The sequence below is a fragment of the Streptomyces sp. NPDC015346 genome, assembly GCF_043078785.1.
GTDB lineage: Bacteria > Actinomycetota > Actinomycetes > Streptomycetales > Streptomycetaceae > Streptomyces.
In genome coordinates, this window is record NZ_JBIBTW010000005.1 from 668,201 (window position 1) to 682,342 (window position 14,142).

Consider the following 14,142-nt stretch of genomic DNA (forward strand, 5'->3'; position numbering starts at 1 on the left):
GAGCGTCGCCCGCAGGCAGCCGTGACGTCCCGGGCGGGCGGCCGTACGGGCGCTCCGCCGGGGCGCCGCGCAAGGGCACGGGCTAGCCTGAATCAGGCATACCTCAAGCAATGACCCGAATCGTGCGACATCGAGGAGGCGCGTGGCATGGCGGCAGGCGCCCCCCGGATCTTCGTCTCCCACCTCGCCGGTGTCCCCGTCTTCGACCCCAACGGCGATCAGGTCGGCCGCGTCCGCGACCTCGTCGCCATGCTCCGGGTCGGCCGCCGCCCGCCCCGGCTGCTCGGCATGGTCGTCGAGGTGCTGAGCCGCCGCCGGGTCTTCGTCCCGATGACGCGGATCACCGGTGTCGAGTCCGGTCAGGTCATCACCACGGGCGTGGTGAACATGCGCCGCTTCGAGCAGCGCCCGACCGAGCGGCTGGTCCTGGGCGAGCTGCTCGACCGGCGGGTCCGCCTGGTCGAGAGCGGCGAGGAGGTCACCGTCCTCGACGTGGCCATCCGGCAGCTGCCGGCCCGCCGCGAGTGGGAGATCGACAAGGTCTTCGTACGGCGCGGCAAGGGCGGGGCGCTGCGCCGCAAGGGCGAGACGCTGACCGTCGAGTGGTCGGCCGTGACCGGTTTCTCGCTGGAGGAGCACGGGCAGGGGGCGGAGAACCTGGTCGCCACCTTCGAGCGGCTGCGCCCCGCCGACCTGGCCAACGTGCTGCACCACCTCTCCCCGAAGCGGCGTGCCGAGGTCGCCGCGGCCCTCGACGACGACCGGCTCGCGGACGTCCTGGAGGAGCTCCCGGACGACGACCAGATCGAGATCCTCGGCAAGCTGAAGGAGGAGCGCGCGGCGGACGTCCTGGAGGCCATGGACCCCGACGACGCGGCCGACCTCCTCTCCGAGCTGCCCGAGGAGGACAAGGAGCGGCTGCTCACGCTGATGCGCCCGGACGACGCCGCCGACGTGCGGCGGCTGCTGGCGTACGAGGACCGGACGGCGGGCGGTCTGATGACCACCGAGCCGATCGTGCTGCGGCCGGACGCGACGGTCGCGGACGCGCTGGCTCGCGTACGGCAGCAGGATCTCTCCCCCGCGCTCGCGGCGCAGGTGTACGTGTGCCGGCCGCCGGACGAGACGCCGACGGGCAAGTACCTGGGCATGGTGCACTTCCAGCGACTGCTTCGGGATCCGCCGTTCACGCTGGTCAGCTCGTTGGTGGACAGCGATCTGCCGCCGCTCGCGCCGGACACCCCGCTGCCCGCCGTGACCAGCTATCTCGCCGCGTACAACATGGTCGCGGCGCCGGTCGTGGACGAGAGCGGCTCGCTGCTCGGGGCGGTCACCGTCGACGACGTCCTTGACCACCTGCTGCCGGAGGACTGGCGGGAGACGGAGTTCCACGAGGAGAGGGCCGCGAATGGCTGAGCGCACCCCGGACCGGGAGCGGGAACGGTCCATGCCCCGGATCCGGCTCGACCTGCCGCGCGAGCGCCGGGCCCGGCTGCTGCCGGAGTACGACCCGGAGGCCTTCGGGCGGATGTCGGAGCGGATCGCCCGGTTCCTGGGGACGGGGCGCTTCCTGGTCTGGATGACCCTGACGGTCGTCGTCTGGGTCCTGTGGAACGTCTTCTCGCCGCCCTCGCTGCGGTTCGACGAGTACCCGTTCATCTTCCTGACGCTGGCCCTGTCGCTCCAGGCCTCGTACGCCGCCCCGCTGATCCTGCTCGCCCAGAACCGGCAGGACGACCGGGACCGCGTCAACCTCGAACAGGACCGGAAGCAGAACGAGCGGTCGATCGCCGACACCGAGTACCTGACCCGGGAGATCGCGGCCCTGCGCATGGGTCTCGGCGAGGTGGCGACGCGCGACTGGATCCGCTCGGAGCTGGAGGACCTGACGAAGGAACTGGAGGAGCGCCTCGACGGCCACCGGGCCCATCGGGGCCACCCGGATCTATTCCCCGCCGGTGACGATCGCAGAAGTGACGTACCCGACCGCTGACGGGCTTTCCGAGGCCGGTGGTGCGAGCCGTACCATCGTCGGTATGGCTACGGAAGACGCGGTGCGTGAAGCACTGGCGACGGTGAACGACCCCGAGATCAACAAACCCATCACTGAGCTCGGCATGGTCAAGTCGGTGGAGATCGGATCCGACGGCGCAGTCGCCGTCACGGTCTATCTCACCGTCTCCGGCTGCCCGATGCGCGAGACGATCACCCAGCGCGTCACCGACGCGGTCTCCCGGGTGGAGGGCGTCACGGGCGTCGACGTCACGTTGGACGTGATGAGCGACGAGCAGCGCAAGGAGCTGGCCGCCGCCCTGCGGGGCACCACGGCCGAGCGCGAGGTGCCCTTCGCCAAGCCCGGCTCGCTGACCCGCGTGTACGCCGTGGCCTCCGGCAAGGGCGGCGTCGGCAAGTCCTCGGTGACCGTGAACCTCGCCGCGGCGATGGCCGCGGACGGCCTGAAGGTCGGTGTCGTCGACGCCGACATCTACGGCCACAGCGTCCCGCGCATGCTGGGCGCGGACGGCCGTCCGACCCAGGTCGAGAACATGATCATGCCGCCGTCCGCGAACGGCGTGAAGGTCATCTCCATCGGCATGTTCACCCCGGGCAACGCCCCGGTCGTCTGGCGCGGCCCGATGCTGCACCGCGCGCTCCAGCAGTTCCTCGCGGACGTGTACTGGGGCGACCTGGACGTCCTGCTGCTCGACCTGCCCCCGGGCACGGGTGACATCGCGATCTCGGTGGCCCAGCTGGTCCCGAACGCGGAGATCCTCGTCGTCACGACCCCGCAGCAGGCGGCGGCCGAGGTCGCCGAGCGGGCCGGTTCGATCGCCGTCCAGACCCACCAGAAGATCGTCGGCGTCGTCGAGAACATGTCGGGCCTGCCGTGTCCGCACTGCGACGAGATGGTCGACGTCTTCGGCTCGGGCGGTGGCCAGAAGGTCGCCGACGGCCTGACGAGGACCACGGGCGCGACGGTGCCGGTCCTCGGCTCCATCCCGATCGACGTCCGGCTGCGGGAGGGCGGCGACGAGGGCAGGCCGGTCGTCCTCACCGACCCCGAGTCCCCGGCGGGCGCGGCCCTCCGCGCCATCGCGGGCAAGCTCGGCGGCCGCGCGAGGGGCCTCTCGGGCATGAGTCTGGGCATCACCCCGCGCAACAAGTTCTGACAGCGTCGGAAAGGGCGCCGCTCATGAGAGCGGCGCCCTTCGCCGTGCCGTCAGGCGTACAGCCCGAGGTCCTCCACCGCGGAGAACCCCAGCCCGTACGCGCTCATCCCCCTGCCGTACGCCCCGATGTGCACCTCTCCGGCGGAGCCGGCCAGCACCCACCCGAACTCCGACTCCCGGTAGTGGAAGGGCATCGGCACCCCGTCCACCGGAAGCGACAGCGTCGACCACTCCGGGCCCGCCAGGTCGTCCGCGAGCTCGAACGCCGTCTCCGTCTGCTGGTCCAGCCAGTCGTCGCGCAGCGCGTGGTCCAGCTGCGCCGGCCAGGTGTACGCCAGGAGCCCCGAGCCGGCCAGCCAGGCGGCGGAGGAGACGGTCGTGGCGTCCAGTACGCCCGTACCATCACCCGTTCGGCGCACCGGGCTCGCCGCGACGGTCACGACGACGGCGAAGCGCTCCTTCTCGGCCGCGCTCACGTCGGACTTTATGGACGGCTCGTCGCCGTGGCCCATCGACCCGTGCTGGACGGTCCCGTCCGCCGCCGTGCCCACCTGCATCAGCCAGCGGGCTCCGGTGAACGCCTGGTCAAGGCCGTACCAGGGGAACTCCGCGCGCAGATAGCCTTCGGCCGTGGCCGTGCGCCGGGTCGCGGGCTGTCCCTCCACCCGACTCGTCGTCTCCATCTCGGCCGCCTCCTCGTTCCGTCGTGTCCGCGTCGGCGGACAACAGATGGAGGATAGCCACCGAGCCCCGTCAGGTCCTGTCAGCCCAGGTGGTCAGGTCGCGTCGGAGTCGTACGGCGGACGCTCACCGGCGTCCGGCTTGTCCTGCTTCTTGAGAAGGTCAGGGGAACCGTTGACCGCCGCCGGAACGGACGACGCGGCGGCGGCGGCGGAGGACACAGACGACGCGGTCTCACGGCCGTGCACCGCGTCGGCGACCTCGTTCATCTCCTTCTTGAGGTCGAAGCTGCTGCGCAGCTCCTTCAACTCGTTGAAGTCCTCGTTGCCCTCCAGCTGCTTGCGGAGGAACGTCTTCGGGTTGAGGTCCTCGAACTCGAAGTCCTTGAACTCCGGCCCCAGCTCGGTGCGGATGTCCTGCTTCGCGCTCTCCGAGAAGTCGCGGACCTTGCGGACGAAGCGCGAGACGTCCTGGATGACCTTCGGCAGCTTCTCCGGGCCGAAAATGAGCACGGCGAGGACCACGAGCGTCACGAGCTCGAGTATGCCTAGGTCGTTGAACACCTTGCTGCTCCTTACACGGGGTCCGGGGCCCGCACCACGGTACCCGCCGAAACAGCCGGGCGGGTACCTTCCGGTGTGGCCCACATGGCGCTCAGGTGCCCTGCGAGGAACCGAGCGTCAACGTCTTGGTCTGCTCCTTGCCTCCGCGCACCAGGGTCAGCTCCAGCCGGTCGCCGGGACGGTGGGCGCGGATCTTCACGATCAGCTCCTCGCCGCTGTGGACGCGCTGGCCGTCGACCTTGGTGATCACGTCGCCGGGCCGGATGCCCGCCTTGGCGGCCGGGCCGCCCGGGGTGACCGAGGGCGAGCCGTCCTTGCCCTTCTCGCCGACGCGGGCGCCGTCGCCGTTGAACTGCATGTCGAGGCTCACACCGATGACGGGGTGGGTGGCCTTGCCGGTGTTGATGAGCTCCTCGGCGACGCGCTTGCCCTGGTTGATCGGGATGGCGAAGCCCAGGCCGATGGAGCCGGACTGGACGCCGCCCTCGCCGCCCGAGCCGTCACCGGCGGCGCGGATGGCGCTGTTGATGCCGATGACCCGGGCCTTGGAGTCGACCAGCGGCCCGCCCGAATTGCCAGGGTTTATCGGGGCGTCGGTCTGCAGGGCGTCGACATAGCTGACGTCGCTGCCGTCGCCCTTCTCGCCACCGGCCGTGATGGGCCGTTCCTTGGCGCTGATGATGCCGGAGGTCACGGTGTTCTGGAGGTCGAAGGGGGCGCCGATGGCGACGACCGGGTCGCCGACGCGGACGTTGTCCGAATTGCCGAGCGGCAGGGGCTTGAGGTTGGAGACGCCGGTGACCCGGACGACGGCCAGGTCGTAGCCGCTGTCCTTGCCGACCAGCTTGGCGCTGGCGGTCTCGCCGCTGCTGAAGGTGACGGAGATGTCTCCGGAGGAGGCCGCCGCGTCGACCACGTGGTTGTTGGTCAGGATGTGGCCCTGGGTGTCCAGGACGAAGCCGGTACCGGTGCCGGAGGCACCGCCGCCGCTGACGTGGAGGGTGACCACGCTGGGCAGCGCGCTGGCGGCGATCCCGGCGACGCTGTCGGGGGCGCGGCCGGAGTCCTCGGGGCCCGCCTGGGGCAGCTCGACGGTGGTGATGCCGCCGTTGCGCTCGACGTACGCGCCGACCGCGCCGCCGAGGACGCCCGTGACGAGGGCGAAGGCCAGCGCGCCCGCGAGCGCGAGCCCCCGCCGCGAGCGTCGGGGCTTGGCACCGGACGGCTCGGCCCCGAGCATCAGCGGGGCACCGGGAGCCCCCCAGGGGTCGTACTGCACCCACTGCGCGGGCGCCGGCCCGGCGGGCACGGCCTGCGGGACGGGCTGCTGCTGGACGGGCTGCTGCGGCACGGCCTGCGGGGGTACGGCCTGCGGAGGTACGGATCCGTGGGCCGGGGCCGCCACCGGCCGCTGGACGGGCGGGGCGGGCGCCCACGGGCCTGGCCCGCCGTAGGGCGGGGTGCGGTACTCGTCGGGCTCGTGCAGCGGCTGCGGCTGCGGCTGGGCAGGCGCGGGCGGTACGGGAGCGGCGGCAGGCGCCTCCGCGAACTCCGCCTCGGCGGGGACCTCGGCCCGGGTCTCGACGACCTCAGGGGCGGGCGCCTCGGGGGCCTCCTCCAGGGGCCGGGCCTCGCGGACGTCCGGGACGTCGGGCGTCGCGGACGCGGCTGGCGCGGCGGGCGCGGCCAGGGTGAAGTCGCCCTCGTCCACGGCCGGCGGCTGAGGTATGTCCGCCGGCGGCGTACTCGTAGGCCGGCTCCACCACTTCGGCTTCTGGCCGGTGGGCTTCCCGTCGTTCATGCTCTCCCCGCAACAGCTGGCCGGTCCGCGCCCCTGCGTCGGGCGCCCGTGCCCTGGATTCAACCAGGTCCGGGCTCAGCGTTGTGCGGTGAGCGGCATCGTCGACGGGCTCGGGGCGGCGAGCCGGGTCGGAGCGGGGGTGGCCGTGGGGCCGCCGAAGGTGCTGAGCCCGGGTGTGAAGGCCAGCTGCAGGGCCGGTCCCGTGGGACGTATGAAGGGAGACAGCGCCGGCAGCGAGTGCGGGGCCGGGCCCTGGGGCCGGAGCGCCACGGCGGGCGCCGGCTCCCCCGGCACCAGGGGCCCGGGCACCACGGTCCCGGGCGTCGAGCCCGCGCCGAGGGGGGTCGCCGAGGTCTCGGTGGCGGTGCGCTCTCCCGAGCGCTGGCCCCGCCCGCCGGACGTGCCGACACCCACGCCCGCTCCCGAGTTCGTACCCGGATTCGTACCGTTGCCGCCGGTGGCGGCGGCCCGCAGCGGGGTCACGGTGTTGCCCGTGCCCTCGCCGCGCGCGCCGGCGCCGACCGTCGACTCCAGCGGCAGGGCGCCGCCGAGGGCGATGGCCGCGAAGGAGACCGCGCTGGCCGCCGCGATACCGAAGCGCCTACCGCGCCAGGACGAGCGGTCCTGGTCGGGCCGTCCGCCGACCTCGTGGATGCGGAAGCCGGTGTGCGGGGAGGCGGCCGCCGCCGTGGCGAAGCCGTCGGACTTCATCCCGCCCGTCGGGCCCAGGCCGAAGAGGTCGTCGAAAGGTCCCCCCCGGCGGTCTTCACCCCCCGGACCACCCGGCCCCCCGGGCAGGCCCTGGAGACGGGCGAGCAGCCCCTCCGAGGGCGGAGGGGGTGCGGTGGAGGCGAAGACGCTCTTCAGCGTGCGCTGGGCGTCGGCCTCCGCCTTGCATTTGGCACAGGTCGCGAGGTGCGCGAGGACCCGCTCGCGGGCGTCGTGGCCCAGCTCCCCGTCGACGAGCGCGGCGAGCCGGTCCCCGAGGTGCTGCTCCGCGGGGGTCGGGCCGGCAGGACTCGTGCTCACGCCGTTCCGCCCTCCCAACCGACGGCGGCGAGCGCGCGCTCCGCCCGGGCCTCGGGCGAACGGTGCTTCAGCGCCTTGCGCAGATGGGAGCGGCCGCGGTGGATGCGGCTGCGGACGGTGCCGAGCTTCACTCCGAGGGTGGCGGCGATCTCCTCGTAGGAGAGCCCCTCGATGTCGCAGAGGACGACCGCGGCGCGGAACTCGGGCGCGAGGGTGTCGAGGGCCTGCTGGACATCGGCGTCGAAGTGGGTGTCGTTGAACACCTGCTGCGGAGAGGGCTCGCGGCTCGGGAGCCGCTCGGCCGCGTCGTCCGCGAGCGCGTCGAACCGGATCCGCTGCTTGCGGCGGACCATGTCGAGGAAGAGGTTGGTGGTGATGCGGTGCAGCCAGCCCTCGAACGTGCCGGGGGTGTACGTCGACAGCGAGCGGAAGACGCGGACGAAGACCTCCTGCGTGAGGTCTTCGGCGTCGTGCTGGTTGCCCGTCAGCCGGTAGGCGAGGCGATAGACCCGGCCACTGTGCGTGCTGACGATCTCCTCCCAGGTGGGCGGAGTCCACGCCTGCGATTCCGCATCCGATGCGAAGGTCGCCGTGGTGGGAGCGGAGTCGACGGTGTGGAAACGGTCAGCGGTGTCGGTCACGGATTTCGGCTCACCCGCCGACCTGAGAAGGCGCCGAAGCACTCCTCTCCGATCCACAGGCGCAGCCGCACCTCCCCTATCGGCTCTGGTGGTGTCCAGTGGAGCCCCTACCATAGCCACCTCGCCCGTTAGCTCCGGATAAGAATCTTTACGCGAATTTGGGGCCGGGGCACCGGCACCGCGCGTCGCGTCCTGCCCTCTGTGAACGCGCGGTCCCATCTGCGGGTTCCCGCGTGCAGCGGATACAGTCACCGTTGCGCCAACTACGGGGACAGGAGAGGGCCATTACCGCCAACCGGCAGACGAGCTGGGCGTTCGCCGACGCCTTTGTCGCCGAGGACGAAGCGCTGCGCTGGGCCCGTGACCGGGCCCGGGAGGCAGGGCTGCCCTCGGTGTCACCGGGCACCGGCGCCGCCCTGCGCCTGCTGGCCGCCACGGCGGACGCGAAAGCGGTGGCCGAAATCGGTACCGGCACGGGCGTGTCCGGGATCTATCTGCTGCACGGGATGCGGCCGGACGGCGTCCTGACCACCGTGGACCTGGAGCCGGAGCGCCAGCAGTTCGCCAAGACCGCGTTCCGGGCGGCCGGCTTCGCCGGGAACCGGGCCCGTTTCATCCCCGGCCGCGCGCTGGACGTCCTGCCCCGGCTCGCGGACGGCGGGTACGACCTCGTGTTCTGCGACGGGGACCGGCTGGAGTCCCTGGACTACCTCGCTGAATCGTTGCGCCTGCTGCGACCGGGGGGTCTGGTCTGCTTCGAGGGCGTCTTCGCGGACGGCCGCACGGTCGACGGGGCGGCCCAGCCGGCGGAGGTGCTGCGGGTGCGGGAGCTGCTGCGAGCGGTCCGCGAGAGCCAGGAACTGCTGCCGACGTTGCTGCCGGTCGGCGACGGCCTGCTGTGCGCGGTGCGGCGCGCCTGACGCCCGAGGCGCGGTCCCGGTCCACAGGCCCGTACAGACACTCCTGCCCCGGCGCGGTGGGTACCGTGCCGGGGCAGGAGCGGACAATCCTGGCTTGTCGCGTCAGCCGACTACCTGCTTCAGGGCGTCGCCGAGGGCTTCGGCCTCGTCCGGGGTCAGCTCGACGACAAGCCGACCGCCGCCTTCGAGCGGAACGCGCATGACGATGCCCCGCCCCTCCTTGGTCACCTCGAGCGGGCCGTCGCCCGTCCGCGGCTTCATGGCCGCCATGCTTGTTCCCCTTCCTGAAACCAGCTCATCGTCAGCCGACGGCCCCTGGTGAGGAGCACACGTCACCGGCATCGAACACATTGCTTCCAGGTCATTATCCCGCATCACAGGACCCGATGACCAACATCGGTTGGCATCGCTTGCGCAACGCGCTCCCGCAAAACCCCCTATTTCGGCGATCCGCCTGCGATACTTCGCCGCCACTTCGCCACCTGTCTTTGACGCAGGTCACATGCGCGGGGTCCGTGATCTCCGCCATGCTGAGCGGGTCAGGGACGCAAAGACGCGAAGGGAAGCCGCGATGGCCGACACCGTGCTGTACGAAGTGAGCGACGGACTCGCCACGATCACGCTCAACCGGCCCGAGGCCATGAACGCGATGAACATCGAGGCGAAGGTCGCCCTGCGGGACGCGGTGGAGGCGGCCGCGGCGGACACGGCCGTTCGGGCGGTGCTGCTGACGGCGGCGGGCGATCGGGCCTTCTGTGTGGGCCAGGATCTGAAGGAGCACGTGGGGCTCCTCATGACGGACAAGGAGTCCGGCACACAGGTCACCATGAACACGGTCCGGGACCACTACAACCCGATCGTCAAGGCGCTGACCAGCATGAAGAAGCCGGTCGTGGCGGGCGTGAACGGGGTCGCGGCGGGGGCGGGCTTCGGCTTCGCGCTGGCGGCGGACTACCGGGTGGTCGCCGACACGGTCAAGTTCAACACCTCCTTCGCGGGTGTCGCGCTGACCGCCGACTCGGGCATGTCCTGGACGCTGCCGCGGCTGATCGGGGCGAGCCGGGCGTCGGACCTGCTGCTCTTCCCGCGCTCGATCAGCGCGCGGGAGGCGTACGAGCTGGGCATCGTGAACAAGCTGGTCCCGGCCGCCGACCTGACCGCCGAGGCCACGGCGGTGGCCCGGACGCTGGCGGAGGGCCCGACGGTGGCGTACGCGGCGCTGAAGGAGTCGCTGGCGTACGGGGCGGACCACTCGCTCGCCGAGGCGCTGGAGAAGGAGGACGAACTCCAGACGAGGGCGGGCGCGTCGGAGGACCACACGATCGCGGTGCGGGCCTTCCTGTCGAAGGAGAAGCCGGCCTACGTGGGCCGCTAGCGGCCGTCTCCCGTGGACTCCCGTGGAGCCCGGGGGCCTGGGGCGCGCGCTCAGCGGCCGCCCCGGGCCGCGCAGTCGGTCAGGTGGTCGTCGACCAGGCCGCATGCCTGCATCAGGGCGTAGGCCGTCGTCGGGCCGATGAAGCGCAGGCCGCGCTTCTTCAGGGCCTTGGACAGGGCCGTCGACTCGTCCGTCACCGCCGGGACGGCCGCCGTCGTCGCCGGGGCCGGGCGGGTCGCCGGGTCCGGGGCGTAGGACCAGATCAGCGCGTCCAGCTCGCCGGGCGCCCACTGCGCGAGGGTCTTGGCATTGGCCATGGTCGCGTCGATCTTGGCCCGGTTGCGGATGATGCCCTCGTCGGCGAGCAGCCGCTCCCGGTCCGCCTCGCCGAACTCCGCCACCGAGGCGATCTTGAAGTCGGCGAAGGCCCGGCGGAAGCCCTCGCGGCGGCGCAGGATCGTGATCCACGACAGTCCGGACTGGAAGGCCTCCAGGCAGAGCCGCTCGAACAGGGCGTCGTCCCCGTGGACCGGCCGGCCCCACTCCTCGTCGTGGTACGTGACGTAGTCCGGGGCGGAGAGGCCCCACGGGCAGCGCAGCAGGCCGTCCGGGCCGGGGATCGCCGCGCCGGCGGTCACTGGGGCTCGCCCTTCCGCGGCGAGGGGCCCGAGTCGTCGCGGCCGCCCGCCAGGGCGGCCCGGAGCTCGGCGATCCGCGCGTCACGCTCCTCGATCTCCGCGCCCAGGCGGCCGAGGACGTCGTCGACGTCCGCCATGCGGTAGCCGCGCGCCGCCACCGGCAGCCGCAGCGCCTCGATGTCGGCGCGGTCGACCGGGCGGGTCGCCGGCAGGGGGTCCACCAACTGCTCCGGCGCCACCTCGGGCAGCACCTCACTGTCGCCGCCGCCGACCACCGCGAGGGTGACCGCGGCGACGACCACGACCATCGCGATCAGCAAGAACCAGAACACAGCGCGCCTCTCCCCGGAGTGGAAATCGTCCCGTGCCGATCGTGCCATGCGCCACCGACAGTTAGGGTCGCAGGCGAACGGACGCGAGGGAGGACATCAGGGATGCTGCGCTTGGGACGGCGTGAATTCGGCCCGCACGAGCCGGTGATCATGGCCATCGTGAACCGGACCCCGGATTCCTTCTACGACCAGGGCGCCACCTTCCGCGACGAGCCCGCCCTCGCCCGGGTCGAGCAGGCGGTGGCCGAGGGCGCGGCCATCATCGACATCGGCGGGGTCAAGGCCGGCCCCGGCGAGGAGGTGACCGCGCGGGAGGAGGCGCGCCGCACGGTCGGATTCGTGGCGGAGGTACGGCGGCGCCATCCGGACGTCGTCATCAGCGTGGACACCTGGCGCGCCGATGTCGGCGAGGCGGTCTGCGAGGCCGGTGCGGACGTCCTGAACGACGCCTGGGGCGGGGTGGACCCGCGGCTCGCGGAGGTCGCCGCCCGCTACGGCGCCGGGCTCGTCTGCACCCACGCGGGCGGCGCGGAGCCCCGGACCCGCCCCCACCGGATCGAGTACGACGACGTGATGGCCGACATCCTGCGGGTGACCCTGGGGCTGGCCGAGCGGGCCGTCGGGCTGGGCGTGCGGCGGGACGGGATCATGATCGACCCCGGTCACGACTTCGGGAAGAACACCCGGCACAGCCTGGAGGCGACCCGGCGGCTCGGGGAGATGGCGGAGACGGGGTGGCCGGTGCTGGTCTCCCTGTCCAACAAGGACTTCGTCGGGGAGACCCTGGACCGGCCGGTGAAGGAGCGCGTCCTCGGGACGCTGGCGACGACCGCCGTGTCCGCGTGGCTCGGGGCGCGGGTGTACCGGGTGCACGAGGTGGCCGAGACCCGGCAGGTCCTGGACATGGTGGCGGCGATCGCGGGGCACCGGCCGCCCGCGGTGGCCCGGCGCGGGCTGGCCTGAGGCGGGCCCTCGGGGGCCGGGAGACCGACTACGTGCCCCGGCCCCGAGGACCGTGTCCCCGGCCGTGAGTGCTACCGGCCGACCTCCTTCGAGACCAGCGCCACCGCCTCGTCCACGTCGTCCGTGACGTGGAAGAGCAGCAGGTCCCGTTCCGACGCCTTGCCGCCCGCCACCACCGAGTCGCGGAGCCAGTCGACCAGGCCGCCCCAGTACTCCGTGCCGAAGAGCACGATCGGGAAGCGGGTCACCTTGCGGGTCTGGACGAGCGTGAGGGCCTCGAAGAGCTCGTCCAGGGTGCCGAGGCCGCCCGGCAGGACCACGAACCCTTGCGCGTACTTCACGAACATCATTTTTCTGACGAAGAAGTAGCGGAAGTTCAGGCCGATGTCGACGTGCGGATTCAGGCCCTGCTCGAAGGGGAGCTCGATGCCGAGGCCCACCGAGACGCCGCCGGCCTCACGCGCTCCCCTGTTCGCCGCCTCCATCGCGCCCGGACCACCGCCGGTGATCACCGCGAAGCCGGCCTGGACGAGCCCCTTGCCGAGCCGCACCCCGGCCTCGTACTCGGGCGAGTCCGGGTTCGTGCGGGCCGAGCCGAAGACGCTGATCGCGCTCGGAAGCTCAGCGAGCGTGCCGAAGCCCTCCACGAACTCCGACTGGATCCGCATGACCCGCCAGGGGTCGGTGTGCACCCACTCCGAGTCGCCCTCGGTGTCCAGCAGCCGCTGATCCGTGGTGCTCGACTGGACCTGCTCCCGGCGCCGCAACACCGGCCCCAGACGCTGCTCCTCCGGCTTCGACGCTCCCTCGGGAATACCCATGGCCTGCTCCCTCCACCGATCCACTGATCTTCCAGTTTGGTCAGGGTAGGTCCACAGAGGTGACAAAAGGCGAAATCGCGGCTGTCAGGCGGTGAGCCAGTCGCGGAGCCGCGCCTCGCAGTGGCTGATCCTCTCGACGTGCACGTGCTCGTCGCGCTTGTGCGCGTAGAGGGGGTCGCCCGGGCCGTAGTTGACCGCGGGCACGCCGAGGGCGCTGAAGCGGGCCACGTCCGTCCAGCCGAACTTGGGGTGGGCGGTGCCGCCGACGGCCTTCATGAAGGCGGCCGCGGCCGGGTGCGAGAGACCGGGCAGGGCACCGCCGCTCTGGTCGTCGATCACGAACTCGGCGACGCCGCAGTCGGCGAAGAACTCGCGCACGTACGCCTCGGCCTCGGCCGGGGAGCGGTCGGGCGCGTAGCGGTAGTTGACGACGACCGTGCAGGCGTCGGGGATGACGTTGTTGGCGACGCCGCCCTCGATCCGTACCGCGTTGAGGCCCTCGTGGTACTCCAGGCCGTCGATGACGGGCCTGCGCGGCTCGTAGGCGGCGAGCCGGGCGAGGATCGGGGCCGCCGCGTGGATGGCGTTGGAGCCCATCCAGGAGCGGGCCGAGTGGGCGCGCTCGCCCTCCGTACGCAGGTGGACCCGGAGAGTGCCCTGGCAGCCGCCCTCGACCTGGGCGTCGGAGGGTTCGAGGAGCACGGCGAAGTCGGCCTTCAGCCAGTCCGGGTGCGCGTCGGCGACCTTCCCGAGGCCGTTGAGGTCGGCGGCGACCTCCTCGTTGTCGTAGAAGACGAAGGTGAGGTCGCGGTTGGGCTCGGGGACGGTGGCGGCGATCCGGAGCTGGACGGCGACGCCCGCCTTCATGTCGGAGGTGCCGCAGCCCCACAGGACGCCGTCCTCGTCGAGGCGCGAGGGCACGTTGTCGGCGATCGGGACGGTGTCGATGTGCCCGGCGAGGACGACCCGCTCGGAGCGGCCGAGGTGCGTCCGGGCCACGACGTTGTTGCCGTACCGGTCGACGGTGAGGTGCGGGAGGAGGCGCAGGGCCTGCTCGATGGCGTCGGCGAGCGGCTTCTCGGTCCCGCTGACGGAGGGGAAGTCCACGAGCGCGGCGGTGAGCGCCGGACCGTCCTGCGTGAGGTCGAGCGGGGTGTCGAGGGGAGCGATGTCAGCCATGTGCCGACCCTAACCCGGCCTCCAGTACG

At 72.2% G+C, this 14,142-nt stretch carries 16 protein-coding genes; 6 read left to right on the plus strand and 10 right to left on the minus strand.

Going from position 1 to position 14,142, the window contains the following annotated elements:
* Positions 1-147 precede the first annotated feature (147 nt).
* Genes ACF06X_RS22025 through ACF06X_RS22035 form a run of 3 tightly spaced genes read left to right on the plus strand, consistent with a single transcriptional unit; the run spans position 148 to position 3,170 of the window.
* Positions 148-1,416 (plus strand): magnesium transporter MgtE N-terminal domain-containing protein, encoded by a 1,269-nt coding sequence (locus tag ACF06X_RS22025; RefSeq protein ID WP_392288940.1) that lies wholly within the window; start codon positions 148-150, stop codon positions 1,414-1,416.
* Complete coding sequence (locus ACF06X_RS22030) at positions 1,409-1,993, plus strand: DUF1003 domain-containing protein (RefSeq protein WP_392288941.1); 585 nt, start codon at positions 1,409-1,411, stop codon at positions 1,991-1,993. Before ACF06X_RS22025 ends, ACF06X_RS22030 begins: the two co-directional genes overlap by 8 nt.
* Positions 1,994-2,036: 43 nt before the next feature.
* Complete coding sequence (locus tag ACF06X_RS22035) at positions 2,037-3,170, plus strand: Mrp/NBP35 family ATP-binding protein (RefSeq protein ID WP_392288942.1); 1,134 nt, start codon at positions 2,037-2,039, stop codon at positions 3,168-3,170.
* Between the two features lie 50 nt (positions 3,171-3,220).
* Here the strand turns inward: ACF06X_RS22035 and ACF06X_RS22040 are convergent, their stop codons facing one another.
* The 5 genes from ACF06X_RS22040 to sigE form a co-directional block, all read right to left on the minus strand.
* A complete protein-coding gene (locus tag ACF06X_RS22040; RefSeq protein WP_392288943.1) occupies positions 3,221-3,853 on the minus strand; it encodes a hypothetical protein in 633 nt (210 codons plus the stop codon).
* Positions 3,854-3,946: 93 nt separating this feature from the next.
* Positions 3,947-4,414 (minus strand): sec-independent translocase, encoded by a 468-nt coding sequence (locus tag ACF06X_RS22045; protein WP_392288944.1) that lies wholly within the window; start codon positions 4,412-4,414, stop codon positions 3,947-3,949.
* A 91-nt stretch (positions 4,415-4,505) separates the two neighbouring features.
* The gene (locus ACF06X_RS22050; RefSeq protein WP_392288945.1) at positions 4,506-6,215 is read right to left on the minus strand and encodes a S1C family serine protease; all 1,710 of its coding nucleotides are present in this window, start codon (positions 6,213-6,215) and stop codon (positions 4,506-4,508) included.
* 75 nt (positions 6,216-6,290) lie between these two features.
* Entirely contained in the window at positions 6,291-7,244 is a 954-nt protein-coding gene (locus ACF06X_RS22055; RefSeq protein ID WP_392288946.1) for a zf-HC2 domain-containing protein, read from the minus strand.
* Positions 7,241-7,999, minus strand: a complete 759-nt coding sequence (gene sigE / locus ACF06X_RS22060; protein ID WP_392288947.1) for an RNA polymerase sigma factor SigE — start codon at positions 7,997-7,999, stop codon at positions 7,241-7,243. The genes ACF06X_RS22055 and sigE overlap by 4 nt, the downstream gene beginning before the upstream one ends.
* Before the next feature lie 140 nt (positions 8,000-8,139).
* Between sigE and ACF06X_RS22065 the strand changes: the two genes are divergently transcribed.
* On the plus strand, positions 8,140-8,805 hold the full coding sequence (locus tag ACF06X_RS22065) for an O-methyltransferase (RefSeq protein WP_392288948.1): 666 nt from the start codon (positions 8,140-8,142) through the stop codon (positions 8,803-8,805).
* A gap of 102 nt (positions 8,806-8,907) precedes the next feature.
* Here the strand turns inward: ACF06X_RS22065 and ACF06X_RS22070 are convergent, their stop codons facing one another.
* Positions 8,908-9,075 (minus strand): DUF3117 domain-containing protein, encoded by a 168-nt coding sequence (locus ACF06X_RS22070; protein WP_006346801.1) that lies wholly within the window; start codon positions 9,073-9,075, stop codon positions 8,908-8,910.
* A 301-nt stretch (positions 9,076-9,376) separates the two neighbouring features.
* Between ACF06X_RS22070 and ACF06X_RS22075 the strand changes: the two genes are divergently transcribed.
* A complete protein-coding gene (locus ACF06X_RS22075; protein ID WP_392288949.1) occupies positions 9,377-10,180 on the plus strand; it encodes an enoyl-CoA hydratase/isomerase family protein in 804 nt (267 codons plus the stop codon).
* Positions 10,181-10,230: 50 nt separating this feature from the next.
* Here the strand turns inward: ACF06X_RS22075 and ACF06X_RS22080 are convergent, their stop codons facing one another.
* Together ACF06X_RS22080 and ACF06X_RS22085 are read right to left on the minus strand one after the other, a co-directional pair.
* Complete coding sequence (locus ACF06X_RS22080) at positions 10,231-10,818, minus strand: DNA-3-methyladenine glycosylase I (RefSeq protein WP_392288950.1); 588 nt, start codon at positions 10,816-10,818, stop codon at positions 10,231-10,233.
* Entirely contained in the window at positions 10,815-11,150 is a 336-nt protein-coding gene (locus ACF06X_RS22085; RefSeq protein WP_392288951.1) for a hypothetical protein, read from the minus strand. The genes ACF06X_RS22080 and ACF06X_RS22085 overlap by 4 nt, the downstream gene beginning before the upstream one ends.
* A 102-nt stretch (positions 11,151-11,252) precedes the next feature.
* On the opposite strand from ACF06X_RS22085, the gene folP reads away from it, so the two are divergent.
* Complete coding sequence (gene folP, locus ACF06X_RS22090; protein ID WP_392288952.1) at positions 11,253-12,113, plus strand: dihydropteroate synthase; 861 nt, start codon at positions 11,253-11,255, stop codon at positions 12,111-12,113.
* A 71-nt stretch (positions 12,114-12,184) separates the two neighbouring features.
* Here the strand turns inward: folP and ACF06X_RS22095 are convergent, their stop codons facing one another.
* Together ACF06X_RS22095 and dapE are read right to left on the minus strand one after the other, a co-directional pair.
* Entirely contained in the window at positions 12,185-12,934 is a 750-nt protein-coding gene (locus ACF06X_RS22095) for a TIGR00730 family Rossman fold protein (RefSeq protein WP_392288953.1), read from the minus strand.
* Between the two features lie 84 nt (positions 12,935-13,018).
* Positions 13,019-14,113: a succinyl-diaminopimelate desuccinylase gene (dapE, locus tag ACF06X_RS22100; RefSeq protein ID WP_392288954.1), complete on the minus strand. Its 1,095-nt coding sequence runs from the start codon at positions 14,111-14,113 to the stop codon at positions 13,019-13,021.
* Positions 14,114-14,142: the final 29 nt, after the last annotated feature.